Source organism: Pseudacidobacterium ailaaui, from assembly GCF_000688455.1.
Taxonomy (GTDB): Bacteria; Acidobacteriota; Terriglobia; order Terriglobales; family Acidobacteriaceae; genus Pseudacidobacterium; species Pseudacidobacterium ailaaui.
This window is the reverse complement of record NZ_JIAL01000001.1, coordinates 1,524,440-1,543,915: the sequence shown is the minus strand read 5'-3', so window position 1 is coordinate 1,543,915 and position 19,476 is coordinate 1,524,440. Positions and strand designations below refer to the sequence as shown.

The 19,476-nt window shown below is 59.2% G+C and carries 14 protein-coding genes; 9 read left to right on the top strand and 5 right to left on the bottom strand.

Features of this window, described 5'->3' with window-relative positions; translation table 11 throughout:
- The first annotated feature begins 16 nt into the window (after positions 1 to 16).
- Entirely contained in the window at positions 17 to 1,060 is a 1,044-nt protein-coding gene (gene cydB, locus N655_RS0106855) for a cytochrome d ubiquinol oxidase subunit II (RefSeq protein ID WP_026442382.1), read from the top strand.
- Positions 1,061 to 1,118: 58 nt separating this feature from the next.
- Here cydB and N655_RS0106850 read toward each other — a convergent pair whose 3' ends face one another.
- Positions 1,119 to 1,778, bottom strand: a complete 660-nt coding sequence (locus N655_RS0106850; protein ID WP_026442381.1) for a response regulator transcription factor — start codon at positions 1,776 to 1,778, stop codon at positions 1,119 to 1,121.
- Positions 1,775 to 3,169 carry a sensor histidine kinase gene (locus tag N655_RS0106845; RefSeq protein ID WP_026442380.1) on the bottom strand — a complete coding sequence of 465 codons (1,395 nt, stop codon included), beginning with the start codon at positions 3,167 to 3,169 and terminating at the stop codon, positions 1,775 to 1,777. Before N655_RS0106845 ends, N655_RS0106850 begins: the two co-directional genes overlap by 4 nt.
- A 194-nt stretch (positions 3,170 to 3,363) precedes the next feature.
- On the opposite strand from N655_RS0106845, the gene N655_RS0106840 reads away from it, so the two are divergent.
- The 4 genes from N655_RS0106840 to N655_RS20545 are packed head-to-tail and all read left to right on the top strand — an operon-like array spanning position 3,364 to position 9,116.
- Positions 3,364 to 4,656: a TolC family protein gene (locus N655_RS0106840; protein WP_044935439.1), complete on the top strand. Its 1,293-nt coding sequence runs from the start codon at positions 3,364 to 3,366 to the stop codon at positions 4,654 to 4,656.
- Positions 4,656 to 5,795, top strand: a complete 1,140-nt coding sequence (locus N655_RS0106835; RefSeq protein ID WP_044934127.1) for an efflux RND transporter periplasmic adaptor subunit — start codon at positions 4,656 to 4,658, stop codon at positions 5,793 to 5,795. Before N655_RS0106840 ends, N655_RS0106835 begins: the two co-directional genes overlap by 1 nt.
- Positions 5,792 to 8,932, top strand: coding sequence for a CusA/CzcA family heavy metal efflux RND transporter (locus N655_RS0106830; RefSeq protein WP_026442377.1), 3,141 nt, complete (start codon positions 5,792 to 5,794; stop codon positions 8,930 to 8,932). The genes N655_RS0106835 and N655_RS0106830 overlap by 4 nt, the downstream gene beginning before the upstream one ends.
- Positions 8,933 to 8,963: 31 nt before the next feature.
- On the top strand, positions 8,964 to 9,116 hold the full coding sequence (locus N655_RS20545; protein ID WP_155987534.1) for a hypothetical protein: 153 nt from the start codon (positions 8,964 to 8,966) through the stop codon (positions 9,114 to 9,116).
- A 28-nt stretch (positions 9,117 to 9,144) separates the two neighbouring features.
- Here N655_RS20545 and N655_RS0106820 read toward each other — a convergent pair whose 3' ends face one another.
- The 3 genes from N655_RS0106820 to lpxC form a co-directional block, all read right to left on the bottom strand.
- Positions 9,145 to 12,561 (bottom strand): TonB-dependent receptor, encoded by a 3,417-nt coding sequence (locus N655_RS0106820; RefSeq protein WP_026442376.1) that lies wholly within the window; start codon positions 12,559 to 12,561, stop codon positions 9,145 to 9,147.
- Positions 12,562 to 12,690: 129 nt separating this feature from the next.
- Positions 12,691 to 14,778 carry a copper amine oxidase gene (locus N655_RS0106815; RefSeq protein WP_026442375.1) on the bottom strand — a complete coding sequence of 696 codons (2,088 nt, stop codon included), beginning with the start codon at positions 14,776 to 14,778 and terminating at the stop codon, positions 12,691 to 12,693.
- Positions 14,779 to 14,920: 142 nt separating this feature from the next.
- A complete protein-coding gene (gene lpxC, locus N655_RS0106805) occupies positions 14,921 to 15,841 on the bottom strand; it encodes a UDP-3-O-acyl-N-acetylglucosamine deacetylase (RefSeq protein ID WP_069955813.1) in 921 nt (306 codons plus the stop codon).
- Between the two features lie 143 nt (positions 15,842 to 15,984).
- On the opposite strand from lpxC, the gene N655_RS0106795 reads away from it, so the two are divergent.
- The 4 genes from N655_RS0106795 to N655_RS0106780 all read left to right on the top strand — a co-directional run bounded on the left by N655_RS0106795 (position 15,985) and on the right by N655_RS0106780 (position 19,461).
- On the top strand, positions 15,985 to 17,142 hold the full coding sequence (locus tag N655_RS0106795; RefSeq protein ID WP_049961306.1) for a M20 family metallopeptidase: 1,158 nt from the start codon (positions 15,985 to 15,987) through the stop codon (positions 17,140 to 17,142).
- 6 nt (positions 17,143 to 17,148) lie between these two features.
- A complete protein-coding gene (locus N655_RS20540) occupies positions 17,149 to 17,295 on the top strand; it encodes a hypothetical protein (RefSeq protein ID WP_155987533.1) in 147 nt (48 codons plus the stop codon).
- A 97-nt stretch (positions 17,296 to 17,392) separates the two neighbouring features.
- Complete coding sequence (gltX, locus tag N655_RS0106785; RefSeq protein WP_026442372.1) at positions 17,393 to 18,898, top strand: glutamate--tRNA ligase; 1,506 nt, start codon at positions 17,393 to 17,395, stop codon at positions 18,896 to 18,898.
- Positions 18,895 to 19,461 carry a hypothetical protein gene (locus N655_RS0106780; protein ID WP_026442371.1) on the top strand — a complete coding sequence of 189 codons (567 nt, stop codon included), beginning with the start codon at positions 18,895 to 18,897 and terminating at the stop codon, positions 19,459 to 19,461. The genes gltX and N655_RS0106780 overlap by 4 nt, the downstream gene beginning before the upstream one ends.
- Positions 19,462 to 19,476: the final 15 nt, after the last annotated feature.

Sequence of the window (19,476 nt, the reverse complement as noted above, 5' to 3'; positions counted from 1 at the left end):
AGAAAGGAGAAACAGGATGGGGACCCTCTGGTTCTGGCTTGTGGCCATCATGCTTGCAGCGTATGTTGTCCTCGATGGCTTTGACATTGGAATCGGCATCCTCTCTCCGCTGGCGCATAGCGAAGAGGACCGCCGCGTCATGCTTCGTTCCATCGGTCCAGTCTGGGACGGAAATGAGGTTTGGCTTCTTGCTGCTGGCGGAACTCTGTATTTCGCATTCCCGCTTCTTTACGCATCTGCTTTCAGCGGCTTCTATCTGCCCCTGATGATCGTTCTCTGGCTGCTGATTCTACGGGGACTCGGCATCGAGCTGCGCGCGCACGTAGACAGCACCGTCTGGCGCAGCTTCTTTGATGGTCTGTTTTTTGCTTCCAGCGCATTGCTTGCCTTCTTTTTCGGTGTGGCCCTGGCCAACGTTGTCCGCGGGGTGCCTCTCGGGGCAGACAGATATTTCTTTCTTCCGCTCTGGACCAATTGGCGTATCGGACCGCAACCGGGAATTCTCGACTGGTATACCGTCATGGGCGGAGCGTTGGCCCTCATCGCCCTCACCATGCATGGCAGTCTCTATCTGGCCCTCAAGGCCACGGGGCTTCTGGAAGAGCGCGCGAACAAATGGGCCAGGCACGCCTGGGTGGGCCTGCTTTTTCTCACGCTGCTGGGCCTGCCTGCCACCATCTGGGTCCGGCCCGGCACTCTGGCAAACTACAAGGCCCATCCCTTGCTATTTGCTGTGCCGCTCATGGTCCTGTTTTCCCTTCTGGGCATGCGCCTCTGGTCCAGTAAAGGCAGACCCCTTGCCGCATTCCTTTCTTCCTGCGCTTATTTGATCTTGATGCTGGTGGGGGCTGCGGCAGGATTGTACCCTGTGCTTCTGCCATCTTCAGCAGACCCCGCACGCAGCATTACCCTTTCCGAAGCACTTTCCGGAGCACACGCCATCCGGGTGGGCCTGGCCTGGTGGAGTTTCGGGATGCTCCTCGCCCTCACCTACTTTGCTGTCGTCTACTGGATGTTCCGCGGCAAGGTCTCCTCCAGTGAAGGCGGCTATGGACACTGACTCCTGCGCCGGCGTTGTCCGGGTCACGCGTCCTGAAATACAGAAACCAGGTCGGCCCTCATTTCTCTTCCAGCCAGTCCCGGGCATGTTTTTCAAAGGCAACGCGTACCAGTTGACTGCGGGTGCGCACTCCTGCCTTGTGGAAGAGCTCCTGGATGACCGCCTTGACTGCGCTCTCGGAACTCTGCGTTTTCACTGCGATTTCCTTGTTGGTCAATCCGTCCAGAATTCCCCGCAGCACCTCGCGCTGCCGCGGCGTCAGATGTGGCGAGGAGGGCCGTGGCCCGGCGGTCGTCTCCTCTGTTGCCAGTAAGACTTGCATGGTGTCGCGGTCCAGCCACACCTCGCCTTTGGCCACCCGACGAATGGCCTCGATCAACTGTTCCGGAGCGCTGTGTTTCCACAGGATCCCCGCCACACCCGCCTCCAGCGCGCTGCGTGTGGTTCCTGGCGTCATGCCCGCCGTTACCATCAGCACTCGGGCCGTCTCTCTGCGCGAAGCAAGGTCTTTGAGCAGGTCTGTCCCCGCCTCTTCTCCCAGGTCATAGTCCAGCAGAACTACGTCCACCTTTTCCTTGTCCAGATACCGCAGGGATTCACCGATCGTCGCGCAATGCCCCACGACCTCAAAACCGGCCTCGCTTTTGAGCAGCCGCACCAGGCTCTCCCGGAACAGCGCATGATCGTCCACCAGCAAAATGGAGATGGCTGTTTTCACAGGCTCTTCTCCGGTGCCGGAACTGCCGTCAACTCCAGCACAAAGCAGGCCCCATCCGCTACTGGCTGGTAACGCAGTTCTCCTCCAAAGGAACGCATAAAGGCGCGGGAAAGATACAGCCCAAGGCCCGTAGATTCGGCGCTCTGCTGGAAGGGCCGGAACAGTTGCTCAGGATGCGGCACTCCGCCTGCATTGTCTGTAAATTCAACCACCACGCGATGTCCCTCGGCCCGCGCTGCCACCCGCACCGCCTTGTTTTCTCTTCCGTCCAGGGCGCGGATGCTGTTCGTTGCCAGGTTCAGCAGCACCTGCATCAGGCAAGGTCGGTCGGCCCATACCAGAGGGAGCTCCGGCGCAATCTCCCAGCTACCTTCAATCTCTTCTTCCCGCAGCGATGGCCCGATGACAATCCGGAAATCATCGAGCACAGCAGCCAGGTCCACCTCTGCCGTCCGCGCCGAGGATTGCCTCAGGTCCACGTCCGCAATGCGCTCCAGCGCCAGCACCAGGCTTCCCAAGGCCTCAAAGTCCTGGTTGTCCGTCAACAACCCACTGCGCAGAAGGTTCTGGTGCACCAGCGCGATCGCACCGCATACATTTCGTATCTCATGGGAAACCGCACCCACAGCAATACGCGACCCGGCCAGTAGCTGCTGCAGGCTGGACTCCTCCTGACTGCGCAGTTCTTCCGATGTGTCCAGCACCATCGCCGCCAGTCTTGGGCCGGCGTTTGTGTGATACGTGGAAAAACAGATGTCGGCCAGGAACACTTCGCCATCGTCACGCTGTCCGCGCGTCCGCATTACGGCGCGGAACAGGGGCCGGTCCGGTTCGCGTCGGCAGATGTTCGACAGAGCAGGGAAGTACTGATGCAACGACCGTCCCGCCAGTGACCCCGGCATTCGTCCCAGCATCCGGTGTGCCGCTTCATTGGCCATCAATACTCGCCCCTCTGAGTCGGCGGTGAGAATTGCCGCCGGACTGCTTTCCACCAGTATCTTCAATTGTTCTTCTGCATCACGCCGCGAATCTCGCTCCTGCTCTATGGCGTGAAGGTGCCGCATCACGATCTGCCGGTTGCGGTTGCTCTCGCAGACAAACAGCCCCACGCTGAAAAAGGCAGCAAAATACAGCACGTCGCGGGGCATGCCCGTAGCAAAGCTCCACACAAATGCGTCAAACGCCTCTGTCAGATAGGTGCAGAGGCCCGCAAACACAGCAATCTGCCAGGGCGCCAGCACACGGCCGACCAGCAGCATCGGCAGCAGATACAGGAACCCCAGGGGCAACTCGTTGGTGGAGCGCCAATCCACAAACGCAATGGCCGCGATGAGGAACACGGCCCTCGCCAGGACAGATTTCCGGTTGCCTTGAAACAGGAAGGAAAGCATCTCTTCTGTTATTTCACTCCACACCGCACCAGCGGGAACAGCAGCCAGACCAAAAGATAGCCTGCGGCACCTGAAAGATAGGATGTTCAAGGATTTTTCCTGACCCTACCCTACAAGAGACATCTTTCTTCTCTGCCCGGTTTCGGAATGGCGGCTTTGCTCCGCCCCGTTGACAAATGTTTTTGAGCAGCATCATGAACCACACAAAGTCCACACCAGCCCATCTGTTCCTCTGTTTCGCTGTGCTTGCCGGTATGCTGCTCTGCGGACGTCCATCCTGCGCCCAGACCCGCTACACCTGGGAGCAGGTACGAGACAAGTTCGAGGCCGCCAACCCCACACTGAAGGCTGACGCCCTGAACGTGCAGGAGATGAAGGCCGAAGAGACCACGGCCTACCTGCGGCCCAACCCCACCTTCAGCCTCACCGCCGATGGCACCCAGATTGCTCCCAACAAAGGAATCTGGCAGCCTCTGAATGGCACCTTCATTGTGCCCACCCTCAGCTACCTGCATGAGCGCGACCACAAGCGTGAGCTGCGCCTTCAAAGCGCACAGGAAGGGACCCAGATCGCTTCCTCGCAGCATGAGGACCTGGAACGCAATCTGCTCTTCAACCTCCGGCTCGCCTTCGTCCAGACGCTCCAGGCAAAGGCCATCGTGGACCTCGCCCGTCAGGAGCTGGCCTACTACGACAAAATCATCGACATCAGCCGTGCCCGCTTCCAAAGCGGAGACCTGGCGCAGATTGACCTCGACCGTATCGAGCTACAGCGTGTGCAGTATGAATCTGACCTCCAGACCGCAGAGGTCAACCTGCGCACGGCGAAGATCCAGCTGCTTCAATTGCTGGACGACCGGACCCCTGTAGACCAGTTCGATGTCCAGGGCAATTTCGATTTCTCTGACCAGTTGCAGCCCCTTCAGGCCTTCCACCAGATGGCTCTCGACAATCGCCCCGACCTCCGCGCTGCCCTCCAGTCTGTGCAGCAGGCCGAAACCAATCATAAGCTGGCTGTGGCCAATGGTTCCACTGACCCTACCTTCAGCGGCTGGTACACCTGGAACGCCTCCACCAACAATCCCAATGCCAACCAGACACTGGGACTGAGCGTCAGCATTCCGCTGCGCATCTTTGACCGCAACCAGGGCGAAAAACAACGCACGCTGCTGGACATTGACCGCAACCAGCAGCTGGCAGACGCCACCCGCGCGCAGGTCTTCAGCGATGTGGACTCGGCCTACACCCAGGTCAACAGCAGTCTCCTTCTGCTGCGGCCTTACCGGGAAAAATATCTGGCGCAGGCTGTGCGCGTCCGCGACACGGTCACGTATGCCTGGCAGCACGGCGGGGCCTCCCTGATGGACTTCCTGAATGCGCAAAGCGATTACCGCAATGTGCAGATGGCTTATCTGCAGCTCGTCGGCTCGTATCTTGCGGCGGCGGGCCAATTGAATCTTGCCGTAGGACGTGAGGTGCTCCAGTGATGAAAACCCGGGCCTTGCAACTCGGTGGCGGCCTCGCCATCTGCCTTGCTCTGACCGCATGTGAAAAGAAGTTCAACCCTGCCGATGGGGCGCCTCCGCATGCGCAGGTGATTGAAACCAGCAATCGCGGTCTGGTCCGGGTCGACCATCCCGAGCAGTACCCGCTCACCGCCGCCGGGCAGATCGAAGACGTCAATACGCTGAACGTCACCGGTACCGTCAATCCCGACATCTCCCGCGAAGTCCCCGTCATTTCCCTTGCCAGCGGCCGCGTCGTGGACATTCGCGCGCGCCTCGATGACTACGTCAAAAAGGGCGACCTGCTGCTGCGCGTCCAAAGCCCGGACATCACCAATGCCTACGATACATACCTCAAGGCCGCAAACGACGAGCTGCTGGCCAACAAGGCCTATGTCCGCGCCAAGGACCTCTATGCCCACGGGGCCATTTCTCTCGGAATGCTGGAACAGGCCGAAGACACAGAGAATGACGCCAAGGCCGATCTGAATGCGGCCGAGCAGCAGCTGGAAACGCTTGGCGTCAAGAAGGACCACCCCTCCAGCATCGTCAACGTTTATGCGCCCATCTCGGGCGTCATCGTTGCCCAAAATGTCACCAATGCCGCTGCGGCGGGTGTCACCTACTCCGGGACCCCGAACGTCTTCACCATTGCTGACCTCTCTACTGTCTGGATCCTCTGTGATGTCTACGAAAATGACCTGCCCAAAATACAGTTAGGGCAGAGGGCGCAGGTCCACCTCAACGCATATCCCGATAAGGTGCTGACTGGCCATATCAGCGACATCGGACCGGTCCTGGATCCCACCATCCGCACGGCCAAGGTGCGCATCGAAGTCCCCAATCCGGGCAACCTTCTCCGCCTGGGCATGTTCGTGACCGCAACGTTGGAAAGCAGGCAAAAAGAGCTCCACGCCGTTGTGCCTTCGACTGCCATCCTCCACCTGCACGACCGCGAGTGGGTCTTTGTTCCGGCCGGCAATGGCCAGTTCCAGAGGGTCGAAGTCAATATCGGCAAAACACTGCCCGGCGGCCAGCTTGAGGTCCTCTCCGGAATCCAACCCGGCCAGCAGATCGTAAACAGCGCACTGCAATTGGAAGAGACCGTGGAGGCGCAATGATCCGCAAGGTGGTTGATTTCGCGCTCCAGAACCGTTTTCTCGTGCTGGCCATTGGGGTCCTGCTCTTCGCCTGGGGGATTGTCTCCTTCAAACGCCTGCCTGTCGAGGCCTATCCCGACGTGGCCAACAACTATGTGGACATCATTGCCCAGTGGCCCGGCATCTCCGCGGAACAGATTGAGCAGCAGGTCACCATTCCGATTGAGATTGCCATGAATGGCATCCCCGGTGTGGCCCATGTCCGCTCCTGGTCCCTCTTCGGCCTCTCCACTGTGGAACTGGTCTTCGGCGAAGAGACCACCGACTTTGAAAACCGCGAGCGCGTCCTGGAACGGCTTTCCCAGGTCACCCTGCCGGCCGGCGTTGTCCCCCAGATGGGCACCGACTGGAGCCCCGTAGGCCAGATCTATTTCTATACGCTCGAAAGCACCAATCCCCAGTACGACGTGATGGAGCTAAAGTCTCTCGAAGACTGGGTCGTAGACAAGAACCTGAAATCAGTCCCCGGCGTGGTGGACACAAATGATTTCGGTGGCCCTACCCGCGAGTATCAGGTGCGCCTGGACCCGGACAAGCTTGTCTCCTACGGTCTGAGCATCGCCCAGGTAGAGCAGCAGCTGACCAATAATAATGCCAACGGCGGCGGCAGCTTTATTGAATCCGGCCTGCAGCAGATCAACATCCGCGAAGTCGGCCTGGTGCGTGACATTCAGGACATTGAGAACACCGTCATCACCACCAAAAACGGCACCGCCATCCGCGTAAAAGACATCGCCGTCGTGACCCAGGGGCCGAAGATCCGCCTCGGCCAGTTTGGCCGTGCCTATCACCGCGAAGACGGAAAAATCATTGACAACGACGATGTCGTCTCCGGCATCGCCCTGCTCCAGAAGGGTGCCGATGCCGACCCCGTGCTCGAAGGCATCCATAAGAAAGTCCAGGAGCTGAACGACCATATTCTTCCCCAGGGCGTGAAGCTCGTCCCCTTTATTGATCGCAGCGACCTGATGCACTTCACCACCCACACCGTGCTGCACAACCTCACCGAAGGCATCATTCTTGTTGTCATCATCCTGTTTCTCTTTTTAGGGAATGTGCGTGGCGCCTTCATTGTGGCGCTCACCATTCCTTTTTCACTCCTGTTTGCCGCCATTTGCCTGGACCTGAAGCACATCCCCGCCAACCTGCTTTCCTTGGGCGCACTGGACTTCGGCATGGTTGTGGACGGCGCGGTCGTGATGGTGGAAAACATCGTCCGCCACCTTGGCCACAAGAATGAAAACGGAAGGCGGCCCATCGAAAAAATTGCCGAGGCCGCGCATGAGGTGCAGAGGCCCGTCTTCTACGCCATCGGCATCATCATCTCCGCCTACCTTCCCATCTTTACGCTCCAGGCCGTTGAAGGCCGCCTCTTCAAACCCATGGCATGGACCGTCGCCTTCGCCCTGCTCGGCGCGCTGTTGTTCTCCATGGTGATCGCTCCCGTGCTGGCCAGCTTTCTTTTTCGTAAGGGGGCAAAAGAGTGGCACAACCCGGTCATGGACTTCCTTACCGTGCGCTACCGCAGGAGCGTCCACTGGGCCATCCATCATCGCAGCTTCACCATTGGCGCCGGCGTCGTTGGCCTCTTCCTGGCCATCTATCTTGCCTTTGGCGGCGTCATCGGCTCAGAGTTTCTGCCCCATCTGGATGAAGGCGCATTGTGGGTGCGCGGCACTTTGCTGCAAAGCGCAGGGCCAAGTGAGGGTGTACGCGTCGCCAATGAAGCGCGGCGTCTGCTCTGCTCCTTCCCGGAGGTGACCCAGTGCACCAGCCAGACCGGCCGCCCCGATGACGGAACAGACCATACCGGCTTCTTCAATACCGAATACTTTGTCGACCTGAAGCCAAAAGAGCAGTGGCGTCCCCTCTTCCACAAGAACAAGGACGAACTGATTGCCGCCATGAGCTACCAGTTGGAGAAACAGTTTCCCGGTGTCATCTGGGGCTTTTCCCAGCCGATTGAAGACAACATGGAAGAGGCGGTCAGCGGCGTCAAAGGCCAGCTTGCCACCAAGATCTATGGCGACGACCTTCACCTGCTCGAACAGAAGGCCGAAGAAGTGGCCGCAATCATGGGCCATGTCAGGGGAATCACCGACCTCGGCGTCTTCCAGGTGACCGGCCAGCCCGACCTCGATTACACCGTAGACCGCAAGGCCGCCGCGCGCTGGGGCATCAACGTGGCCGATGTGCAGGACGCCATCCAGACCGCCGTGGGAGGCAACGCGCTCACCCAGGTCCTGCGCGGAGAAGCCCGCTATGACCTGGTGCTGCGCTATCTGCCACAGTACCGTGATACGCAGGATGCCATCAACAACATCCGCCTCCTCTCACCCTCAGGCGAGCGGGTTTCGCTGGCGCAGCTCTGCACCGTCCACGAGGCCGATGAAGGCTCAGAAATCTATCGTGAAAACAACCAGCGTTATGTCGCCATCAAGTACAGTGTGCGCGGGCGGGACCTGGGCGGCGCCGTGGAAGAAGCCATCGCCAAAGTCAACCAGCAGGTCAGGCTCCCTCGCGGATACCACATCGGCTGGGAAGGCGAATACCAGAGCGAAAAACGCGCCGAGGCCCGGCTGCTTATCATCGTGCCGCTTACGGTGCTGTTGATCTTCATCATCCTGTACACCATGTATCAGTCCTTCAAGTGGGCCATGCTGATCCTGGCCAATGTCGCGCTGGCCCGTATCGGCGGACTGCTTGCCCTTCTCATCACAGGCACGAACTTCAGTGTTTCCTCCGGAGTTGGTTTCCTGGCCCTTTTTGGCGTCTCCGTGCAGACCGGCGTCATCATGCTCGAATACATCAACCAACTGCGCGCCCGCGGCCATTCCATTGAAGAATCGGCCATTGAAGGCGCCGTCCTGCGCCTGCGTCCGATTCTCATGACCATGCTTGTGGCCACGCTTGGACTGCTGCCTGCCGCCATGTCGCACGGCATCGGATCAGACTCCCAGCGCCCGTTTGCCATCGTCATCGTCGGTGGCCTGATTGCGGACCTCGTCATGAGCATCTTCATGCTGCCTACGCTCTACGTCTGGATTGCGCGTGAAAAGGACGTTCTGCCGCCGCGTCTGGATGAATTTGAAAACTAGCCGGAATGCCCCGGGAGTGAGGAAAACAACGATGGCCAGACGACCCTCTCTGCCCAGCCGGAAAGGTCTCGCAAGACAATTTGCCAACGCCATCTACTGGATTGGCGCCGGTCTTGTGATGACCTTTCTGCTCTGGACCTTCGCTCTGGTGCTGATGCAGGCCTTCTCCGGGCACAAAAAATAGTCCCGTCCGAAGCGCACCCTGCTGCGGACTAAAAATTTACCCTTGCTGAAAGCTGCACAATGCGCGGTCCTGCACCCTCTGCCGTCTGCAGGGAAGTGATCACGCCAAATGCGCCCGGACCATCATCCACATTCATGTCCGGCACATCGTAATTGCGGTGATTGAACAGGTTTGACACCTCGGCCCCAAACTGTACCGTGGTCTTCTCCCGCACAGACACTGACTTCATCAGGGACATCGCCACCGCTTCCGTCCCCAGGCCAATCACACTGCCCACAGCCGCGTTCCCGAATGTGCCGCTGTTGTTCGGCGGGTCCGCAAAGGCATCTGGGTTCAGATAGGCCGGATCGCCTTCGGCCGTTGTCACGTGATGCAGATACATCGGAACATTCGGCACAAGATTGGCCCGCGTGTAGCCCACGTTGGTCAGCATATTTGTACCCGCCGGGTCCGTCGTCACCTGATAGGGCGTCAGAAAGGGGCCGGACTGCAAGATCACCACGCCTCCCCATTGCCACCCTCCGGCAAGGCCGCGCACGATGCCGCTTTGATGAAGAAACGGCTTGTTTTTCCCAAATGGAAGCTCATAGAGGTACGTCGTCAGAAAGCGATGGCGGCGGTCATAGGCCACATTGCCGTAGTCCAGTCCAAGATGAAAACGGTCCGACGCCATATTGCCTCCAGCACCAGCAAAGGCCGTGGGGTTTGCCCCAGCAGCATTGGAAAGGTCGCGCGTCCACACATAGCTGCTCTGGAACTGAAGACCGTTGGAAAAATGCCGTTCCACGGACACCGTAGCAGCGTTGTAATTGCTCTCCGCGCCATTGATCACGCTCTGAATAAAACCCCACAATGGATACGGCCTCTGCGCTCCGGCCACCGCATACCCTACGGTGTTGGCCGGCACCTGGTTCAGGTCCACCATCGTTTCCAGGTTCGACCCGTGGCTTCCCGTATAGGAAAGACGCAAACCAATGCTGTGCCCCAGGTCCTGTTCGACGGTAAGGTTCCATTGCTCCACGGTAGGGTCTTTGTAATGGATTGGGAAAGCATACTGGAAAGAGGCCCCGCCCGGCTGGTTCAGGTTCGTCGGAAAAGGCGAGGGGAAGGCCAGGGACGGATGACCGCTTCCATCATAATCCTGCCCATAGTAAGCAACATAGCTTGCGCTCACCGCCCATCCGGAAACAAGCGAGAAGCCCAGTGGCTGCTCAATAAACCTTCCCCACCCGCCGCGCACCACCATCCGGTCATTTCCATGCGGACGCCAGGCGAATCCTATGCGCGGCCCAAAGTCAGTTTTGTCCGTATAGCGCAGGGTCTCTGGAATCCCCGCCTGCTTTGCCGTCAAAATCGGCGTCGGTGCAATGGACGCCGCAAAGCCGGGCTGCGTATAACTCAGCGCCTTTTCATTCGGCACCACCACGGCCCCGTGGACCCCATTCTGGAAATAGTCCGGCAGAAACGCCGCCGTATTGTAGGAGGTGTCCTTCAAAGGAGGATGCAACTCCCAGCGAAGACCATAATTGATCGTCAGGCTGGGTGTGATCTTCCAGTCGTCCTGCGCAAAAAACGCATACGAGTGGCCCAGCCCGTTCATCGCCGGATTGTTCACCTGTGCCAGGATCGTGTAGTCCGGATATCCCAGCAGAAAAGACGTAAAGGGATCACCGATCGCCTGGCCCACATTTGAGGACCCGTCAAAGACATACTGCCCCGAACGCCAGCTTCCGAAAACATTGTCATCATGGTCGGTCAGTCGCCGGAACTCTTCGCCAAACTTGAAGGTGTGCCCGTGCTTTGTCCATGTCAGATTGTCCAGGACCTGCACGATGTTGCTCCGCTGCAGGGACGGGTTTCCCCCTCCTGTAGGCATGAATCCGGTAATGGTGAGATTTGGTACCTCCGGGATCTCATCCGGTTGCGGAATACCTGTGATCCCTACGCTCTTCAGATACTCCGCGGAAGTCAGCGCAGTATTCATGCTGGTACGCGTATGCATTCCATTGAAGCCGGCGCGCAATTCGTTGAGCAGGGCAGGGGTGAACGTATAGTTGTAGGCTGCGGTCACTCCCTGGTCTGTCTCCGGCTGGCTGAAGGCCCCGGTTGCCAGCGATCCGGCCGTGGCGCAAAATCCCTGGCAATCGACCACGGGCGCTGTCGTCACCTGCCGGTTTTTGAAGGTAAACCGGGCAAAGATGGATTGCTTGGAGGAGATCGTCTGGTCCAGACGTAGGTCCCCCTGGTTGCTGGAAACAGGGGTAGGAAAATTGGTGCGGTAGTTCTTCTGGTATGCTGCCGCATCTCCGGTGTTTGCCACCGGCATCAGCAGTTTCATCGCCTGAGCAGCCACTGTAGAGACGGGCACCGTGCTACAGGGAATCGGCGTCACACCGTCCGGCTCATACACCTGTGCTATGCCCTGGCTCGATAGATAGTCGCACAGGTTCCCAGCGCGCATTTCATTGGAAGGCACACTGGTCACAATCGGGTCTTCCTTGGGCAGCCGCAGTCCTTCGTAGCTGGCGAAAAAGAAGGTCCTGTTATGGCCATCGTACAGCTTGGGAAAGCTCAACGGCCCGCCCGCGAACCCTCCGAAATCGTTCATGATCAATTTCGGTTTCGTAGCCACAAAAGGATTGCCCGCCTCCAGGATCGTGTTCTCATGGTTTTCAAAAATCCCTCCGTGATAATCATTCGTGCCGCTTCTTGAAGTCGTCGTCACGTCCGCCACGCCGCTGAATTCCGCATTGTTGTTGTTTTCGCTTACGCGGATTTCCGAGATGGAGTTGAAGGAGGGGAACAGCTCATTGATCGGCCCGCTGGTCTCCACATTCACGCTGCTGATTCCATCAATGGTGTAAGACATCAGCGCTGGAGTGGTCCCGGCAATGGCCAGCCCTCCGCTGCTGTCAGTCTGCACGCCCGGCTCCGTCGTCAGCGTTGAGATCGGACTGGTCGAGCCGGCCGATCGCGAATAGATCGCCACCGGAAGGTCTACCAGTTCTCGGCCCGTTTTTGTCGCTGCAATGTTCGAAACGTCCGTCGTAATCACTCCCGTGCTGGCCCCCTGCACCACCACCGTTTCGCTCGATGCCCCGGGATGCAGCGTAGCGTCCACACGCTTGGTCTCCCGCGCCTGCAAATCCACGTCGGAAAATTTCACCTGTTCAAAGCCGGTCGCCATCAGCACAATTTCGTATCTACCGGCATTCAGATTGACAATTGCATAGCTTCCTTCCTCGTCTGTCGAGGCGTTATACACGGCCCCCGTCCCTGTGTTGGTAAGAAGCACCTGTGCTCCACTCACCAAAGCGCCTGTCGCATCCTTCACCGTACCTACAATCGATCCATACGTGGACTGCCCTCGCGCGTTCGAGAGAATGGCGATGCTGCTCAGCACGAAAACACTCAGCAAGCGCTGGGACAGCTTGAAGTTCGTCATGACCGCACCTCCATCGGAATTTGGGTAGAACTCTCCTGTGGCCCGCGCATGGCGGACCCCGCGATGCCGGCGGACTTTCCGTCGCGCCCCTGTTTCTGCCCTGTCCTTTTTTCTTTCTCCCGGCTCGATCTATGGAGTCATCGGGAGGTCCATTCCCGGGTTCTTCGGGAAAAAGTGAAATGGCCGGAGGATGAAGTCATGCCACATCACTGGCATCTGTGGCCAGTCCTCCGGACGCGGCACATGGTGGAAGCCCACCGTATACCAGGCAACAATGTCTCTGTCTTCGATGCTGCGGTTTTTCTTTACCCAGGCCTGAAGACCATCGCTCCCCTTGCTGTTCACCACATACGTGCCGCCTGCATAAAACTCATTGCGGTCATAAGGTGTGACCCATAGCTGGTGGGAAGAAAATCCGGCCCGCTTCTGCGGCCATTCCGTGTCAGGCAGCAGGGATGCCGCCGTTTCCCCCGCCATGATCTCAAAGCCTGTCGGATAACCGTAGGGATCATGCACATGGTGGTTCACAAAGCGCCACATCGCCGGATGCTTCAGGTCCACGTCCATCATCGCCTCGCCTTCTGTCCGCACCATCGTCGGCTGCATCGCCCAGATCACCCGCCGCGGACTGGGATTGTTCGCGGGCAGAGGATAAGGGACCAGTCGGTCGGCCATGAAGGAGTTTTCTGTGCCATCCACATCCAGGTCCAGCCGATAGCTGAAGAAGTGGTCATGGTCCACGCCGTCGACCCCCGGCGCCACTAACTGCCCAAACTCCACCTCCTTACCCTGTTCATCCTTTGCGGCAATCCCATCGGAGAGCGGCCCTTCGGCACTCTGGTCTTTGACCGGTTTTACTTCCAGGATCCCTGTCGCTCCCACGGCGACCTTGATCGATCCGTCCTGCTCAAAGCGCCAGTCCAGAATGTAGTCATAATTGCCGACAGTGGCCACCGTCCGCAGCACCAGCTCCCGGCTGGGACGGCCAAACACTCCTGTGTCATCGTGGTGCCGCCACGCCGGATCTCCCGCTGTGCGCTCAAACAGACAGGCCATCTGTGGACGCACAATCGGTTTCCCGCTTGCGTCGTAAAACGTGGCGCTGAAAAACGTCGCGTAGGCTGGACAATCGATCCCCGCCTGCAAGGGCTTGATCGTGCCAACGCCGTCATACATGAAGTACTCACCAGCATCAATAAATACGTGGGAGTTCCATGTCTCCTCTGGGTCTTGGTATGGCACATACAACTCAGAAAGTGAGCCCTCGTACATCACAGAGCGCCGCCGGCCCTGGTCCTCCAGCGATACCAGATTCAGCACCGTGCCCACGCGCGGATCCAGCCGGAAGCGGAAGTGCCAGTTCTGCCAGGACACCTCGCCATCATGCACCACAAAGCTCGGGCCCGAAGGCTGCAACACCAGGATCGGCTGCGTGTTGGGAAGCGCCGGCCCTCCATCGGCATCGTAGTCATTGGAAGGTGCGGGCATCGGCACGGCCCCGTAATCGCTGAAGCGGACGATCTTCTTTGCATTCATGTCTACGGTGAAAAAAATGCCGCCCACTTCTCGGTCCCACATTCCCGTAGCGCCTTCAATATAAGCGCAGCCGCCCCATCCGATCCGCCGTCCGTCTTGCTCCGGCAGCCCTACGTGCCCCGCCGGCACCGCATAACAGTGCACCAGCTTCAGGTCCGTGATGCCGCGCTTCTTGAGTGCCTCCACGATGCGCGGATCATGCTTGATGGCCTCTTCCACCTCATGCATCTCATCGTCTGTAAACGGCGCCTGCGCATCTTTAAGCTCCCGGAAGGACTCGACCTTGTTACCGGAGATGTCCACCAGCGCCTCATACGACTTGCCTTTGTCAAAGAGCACCACATCGGCCTTTCGCTCGATCGCATCGCCCGGCTTCCAGCCAAGCACATATTTTTTGTCAGGCTCATGCAGCAGGATGCTGGCAAAAATGGTCTTCTCTTCCACGTGCCCGTCCGCACGCAGGATCTTGTACACCGCCCAGTATTCGCCCGGCGTGAGCGCGTCCAGCGGATGATGGACGGCCGGAGGTAGAGAAAAGCAAGTCCCCACCGATACAAACATGACCGCGAAAAAGACAAAAATCCTGCGTGTTTTGACCAGCATGTGCCCCCTTGAAAACGAATCATCAGCGCGGGAAAGATGCAGGAAGGTGTGGAAGAAATTGTCCCGCTGCTGACTCATTTATTTGTGGAGACCAGCTGCGGAATCAACCCTTTTTTGCGACTATGGAGAAAATTTGTACGGACAATTCGCCGCATTTATCCCCTACAGGCGGAAATGCAGGAAAAGCAGACGGAAGGAGGATAGAAAGTGACGGGAACTCTCAGGCCGTGACCAAAGAAGCAGGCCGCACCGGCAGCGGTTTTTCTTTTGCCTTTTCCGGGGCCAGGGTCACCAGTCTCCACGCCGAGCGGTCTTTCAGCAGCTTTGCCACCAGGGCCGTGTGCATCGCGTGCCCGGCACGCTCGGCCACGACGCGGCCCAGAATCTGGTGTCCGGCCAGCGCCAGATCGCCGATCAGGTCCAGCACCTTGTGGCGGACAAATTCGTCTGCAAAACGCAGCGGCCCGTTCACAACGCCCTGCCGCGTCAGAATGACGGCGCTCGATTCGGAAACGCCGCGGATCAGCCCCATATTGCGCAGCATCTGCTCGTCTTCCTTGAAGCCAAAGGTGCGCGCCGGTGCAATCTGTGTTCCGTAGCAGCCCGCCGCCAGGTCTACAGTAAAGGCCTGTTGTCCAATCGGGGTGGGGAAATCGATATGATACGAAACACTGTAGCCCTCGCCCGGATACACCCCAATGAACTTGTCCCCCTCGCGCACCTCTACTTTTTTCAGGATCCGCAGATACTCGCGTTTTCTGCGCTGCGTCTTGACGCCTACCTGCTCGAAAGCCTCAATGTACGGCAGGGCGCTGCCGTCCAGGATGGGAAGCTCCAGATTGTCCAGCTCCACAATGACGTTGTCGATGCCTCTGCCAATCAGCGCGGAAAGCAGATGCTCCGTCGTCGAGATCAGCACACTCTGGCGCATCAGGCTCGTGGCATAGCTGACCTTGGCAACGTTACGGCAGGTCGCCGGAATTTCAAAATTGTCCAGGTCCGTCCGTCGAAAAACGATTCCGGAACCCGCAGGAGCAGGCAGCAGACGCATCCGTACCGCCGCCCCGCTGTGCAGCCCGATACCGGAAAATGCAACCGGAGCAGCAATCGTCTGCTCATAATGCAACAATGGGTCTGGCAAAAAGAACTCCCGGACAATTTTTTCTGCTGTTTTTTCTCAACAACGACATAGACTACTTTGGGACCCGAAAGTTTCGCTGTTGTATTTTTGCCACACCATCGTGGCGGAACCGCATCGCATCCAAAAATGTATATAGGCAGTAAATGATTGAACCAAAAGCTAGTTACTCTACGGATACCCTTCTGAAGGCCGCCCGCGCCCGACAGAAAGAACTGCTCGGCCTGGTCTGCGCTTTCGTTGAAATCGAGTCGCCCAGCGACCACAAGCCTGCCGTGGACCGCTGTGTTGCCTTTGTCGCAGAGCAATGCAGGCATCGGGGTGGCCGTGTCCGCCTTCATCGGCAGAAGCGTTTTGGCGACCTGCTTGAGGCCCGCTTCGGCCCGGAAAAAAGCACACGCAAGCCCATTCTTTTGCTCGGACATCTCGATACGGTCTGGCCCCTGGGGACACTAAAGAGTATGCCCTTCCGCATCGCCAAAGGGCGCGCCTGGGGACCGGGTGTTCTGGACATGAAGGCCGGAGTGGCAATGGCGCTGACGGCCCTCTCCATCCTGGACGAACAGAAGCGGCTCCGCCGTCCGGTCATCCTGTTGCTCAACAGCGACGAGGAAGTGGGTAGCACAACATCACGTCCGGTCACCGAAAGGCTGGCCGCAAAAGCAGAAGCCGTCTATGTCCTTGAGCCTGCACAGGGACTCGAAGGCGCATACAAGACGGCGCGGAAGGGAATTGGCAATTATCGCGTGAGCGTAAAGGGCGTGGCCGCACACAGCGGTGTGGATTTCGAGCGTGGACACAGCGCCATCACTGAACTGGCGCGGCAGGCCTTGCGTATCACCGGTTTTACTGATTTAAAACGCGGCACTACCGTAAATATTGGAACCATTCAGGGCGGCACGCGATCCAATGTTGTAGCAGCCGAGGCCCATGCTGAAGTGGATGTCCGCATCGCGAGGGCCAGAGATGCCGCACGCTTGGAGAAACATTTTCGTTCCCTGCGCGTCTTTGATAACAAGTGTACGCTGCACGTGGAAGGCGGACTGAACCGTCCTCCGATGGAGCGTACTCCCGGTACAGTCGCACTGTTCCGTCGGGCCGCTGCCCATGCCCGCGCGCTTGGATTCGATTTGCAGGAAGCAGCCACCGGAGGCGGCTCCGATGGCAACTTCACCTCCGCGCTCGGTGTCCCCACTCTCGATGGAATGGGAGCGGTGGGAGAAGGCGCACATGCCGCGCACGAATCTATTCTGCTCGAACACCTGGCGCCGCGTACGGCTCTGCTGGCCGCCATGCTGGAATGAGGTCTCATGCTGAAGTTCATCGAATTCGTCCTGCTGGCCGTCTCACTGCTGATTATCTTCGGCCTGGTGGCTGCCTCCCCGCGCACCCAGACCTCTGTTCCGGAGATGACTGAAGGCGCCGAAACGGAGACTCCCTCCTTGCCCCATCTGTAAGACGGAAGTTGGGCACAATCCGCCAAGTGTCGTCCCCACCGAATGGGGAGACCTGCGTGGCTGCCGGTGGGCCCGTCCTGATACCCTCAAATCAGCTATGGAAAAGAAGGAGACGCGCGTCCGGTTTGCGCCTTCGCCCACCGGACTGCTGCATGTAGGCAATGCGCGCACGGCGCTTTATAACTGGCTGGTGGCCCGTCATACCGGGGGCAAATTCATCCTCCGCATTGAAGATACGGATGTGGAGCGTAGCAGGGAAGAGCACGAAACCCAGCTCATCGAGGACCTGCGCTGGCTCGGCCTTTCCTGGGATGAAGGCCCAGAGGTCGGTGGTCCGCATGGGCCCTACCGTCAATCGGAGCGTCTTGAGATTTATCGCAGCCACACAGAACAGCTCCTGCGCGAAGGCAAGGCCTACCGCTGCTTCTGCACTCCGGAAGAGCTGGAGGCCGAGCGCCAGAAGGCGATTGCTGAACACCGCCCACAGGTCTATTCCGGCAAGTGCCGCGCCCTCTCCCCGCAGGACTCCGAGGCCCGCGCCGCAGCAGGCGCCCCTTTCGCCGTGCGCCTGCGCATTCCGGAAAAACCCCTGCGCTTCCATGACATCGTGCGCGGCGAGGTCGCGTTTCCCCATGAGACCGTCTCTGACCCCATCCTGGTCCGCTCCAGCGGCGTGCCGGTCTATAACTATGTTGTCACCATCGATGATGCCCTGATGCAGATCACGCACGTCATTCGCGGCGACGACCACATCTCCAACACGCCCAAACAGGTGGCCATCTATGAGGCCTTCGGATGGCCGGTACCGGAGTTCGCGCACCTTTCCACCATCCTGGGCAGCGACCGCGAACGCCTCTCCAAGCGGCATGGCGCTACCTCGATTGCCAGCTTCCGGGAGATGGGCATCCTGCCCGAAGCGCTGGTCAATTATCTTGCCCTCCTCGGATGGGGCCCCGAGGGTGGCACACGCGAGACCTTTACCGCTGAGGAACTGGTCCACGAGTTCCGGCTGGAGCGCGTCACGGCCTCCCCGGCGGTCTTTGATTTCGACAAGCTCCACTGGCTGAACCGGCATTACCTCAAGCTGGCCGACCCGGCGCGCCTTCTCCATCTGGCATGGCCGTATTTTGAAAAATCTGGCTGGTTGCCGGCCCAGGACCACGCTGAGCAGCAGATCGGGGCCTGGTTCGCGAAACTCGTAGCGCTCTTTCTGCCTTCGGTCGACTGCCTGGAACAGCTGCCAGACAAAGCGCGTTTTCTCTTTCATCTGGATGTGGAGGCCGCCCGCACTGACCCGGAGAATACGGCCATTCTTCAGACGGAATCCGCACAGAGGGTCCTGGCCGCCTTTGCCCAGCGCCTCCGCGAAAATGCCGCACCGCTCACTCCGGAGGTCTTTAAAAGCTGGATGAACAGCATCAAGGCAGAAACCGGAGCCAAAGGGAAGGACCTCTTTCATCCCGTGCGCATCGCGCTCACCGGAGCACACTCCGGCCCTGAGTTCGACAAGCTCATTCCCCTCATGGAAGAAGGCAGCCAGTGCGCGCTTCCCACCCATGTGGCCAGCGTACGGGAGCGAGTGGAGCGGTTTCTCTCGCAATGAGCGCCCTCCTTCATCCCGAGTTTCCGCACCGCTGGTCGGCCGAGGTCCTCGACCGGCCTCCGCTGATTGCTCCCGCGCGACAGTTCGTCTACCCGCAACAGGTGGAGGAGGTCGAACGCGGTGCCCTGCAGCTGTTGGTCCGGCCCGCCACCGGAGCGCCCTTTCTGGCCACCTGCGCCCGAGGCTTTGCCGATCCGTCAGTGCCACATGGCCTGTGGAGCTGCCCTCATCCAGACTGGCTCTGCGCTGCCTCCGGAGGCTACGTTTACCTCATCCATACGCTGCAGCCCGAAGAGTGGCAGATGGTCCCCTGGCGCCCGGTGCTGGAAGTCCGCTCCTTACCGGACCACCAGCTCCTGCTCTTCGTCGGCCATCACGCCATCTTCGCCTGGGGACGCGAAGGAAGGGCCTGGGAATCTCAGCGCCTCTCCTGGGAAGGCGTGCAGATTACAGAGATTGCAGGAGACACACTCCACGGCCTGGGCTGGGACCTGATGACAGACAAAGACCTTCCCTTTGCCCTGGACCTGAGGACCGGCGAACACCGCAGCTCTGCCCCATAGCTCCTGGCGCGGAAA

Excerpts from the sequence above, each read along its gene's own strand:
- N655_RS0106830 (WP_026442377.1), top strand. The coding sequence starts at position 5,792 with ATGATCCGCAAGGTGGTTGATTTCGCGCTCCAGAACCGTTTTCTCGTG.
- N655_RS0106795 (WP_049961306.1), top strand. The coding sequence starts at position 15,985 with ATGATTGAACCAAAAGCTAGTTACTCTACGGATACCCTTCTGAAGGCC.
- N655_RS0106815 (WP_026442375.1), bottom strand. The coding sequence starts at position 14,778 with ATGAGTCAGCAGCGGGACAATTTCTTCCACACCTTCCTGCATCTTTCC.
- N655_RS0106840 (WP_044935439.1), top strand. The coding sequence starts at position 3,364 with ATGAACCACACAAAGTCCACACCAGCCCATCTGTTCCTCTGTTTCGCT.
- N655_RS0106845 (WP_026442380.1), bottom strand. The coding sequence starts at position 3,169 with ATGCTTTCCTTCCTGTTTCAAGGCAACCGGAAATCTGTCCTGGCGAGG.
- N655_RS20545 (WP_155987534.1), top strand. The coding sequence starts at position 8,964 with ATGGCCAGACGACCCTCTCTGCCCAGCCGGAAAGGTCTCGCAAGACAA.
- N655_RS0106820 (WP_026442376.1), bottom strand. The coding sequence starts at position 12,561 with ATGACGAACTTCAAGCTGTCCCAGCGCTTGCTGAGTGTTTTCGTGCTG.
- N655_RS0106835 (WP_044934127.1), top strand. The coding sequence starts at position 4,656 with ATGAAAACCCGGGCCTTGCAACTCGGTGGCGGCCTCGCCATCTGCCTT.
- cydB (WP_026442382.1), top strand. The coding sequence starts at position 17 with ATGGGGACCCTCTGGTTCTGGCTTGTGGCCATCATGCTTGCAGCGTAT.
- N655_RS0106780 (WP_026442371.1), top strand. The coding sequence starts at position 18,895 with ATGAGCGCCCTCCTTCATCCCGAGTTTCCGCACCGCTGGTCGGCCGAG.
- gltX (WP_026442372.1), top strand. The coding sequence starts at position 17,393 with ATGGAAAAGAAGGAGACGCGCGTCCGGTTTGCGCCTTCGCCCACCGGA.
- N655_RS20540 (WP_155987533.1), top strand. The coding sequence starts at position 17,149 with ATGCTGAAGTTCATCGAATTCGTCCTGCTGGCCGTCTCACTGCTGATT.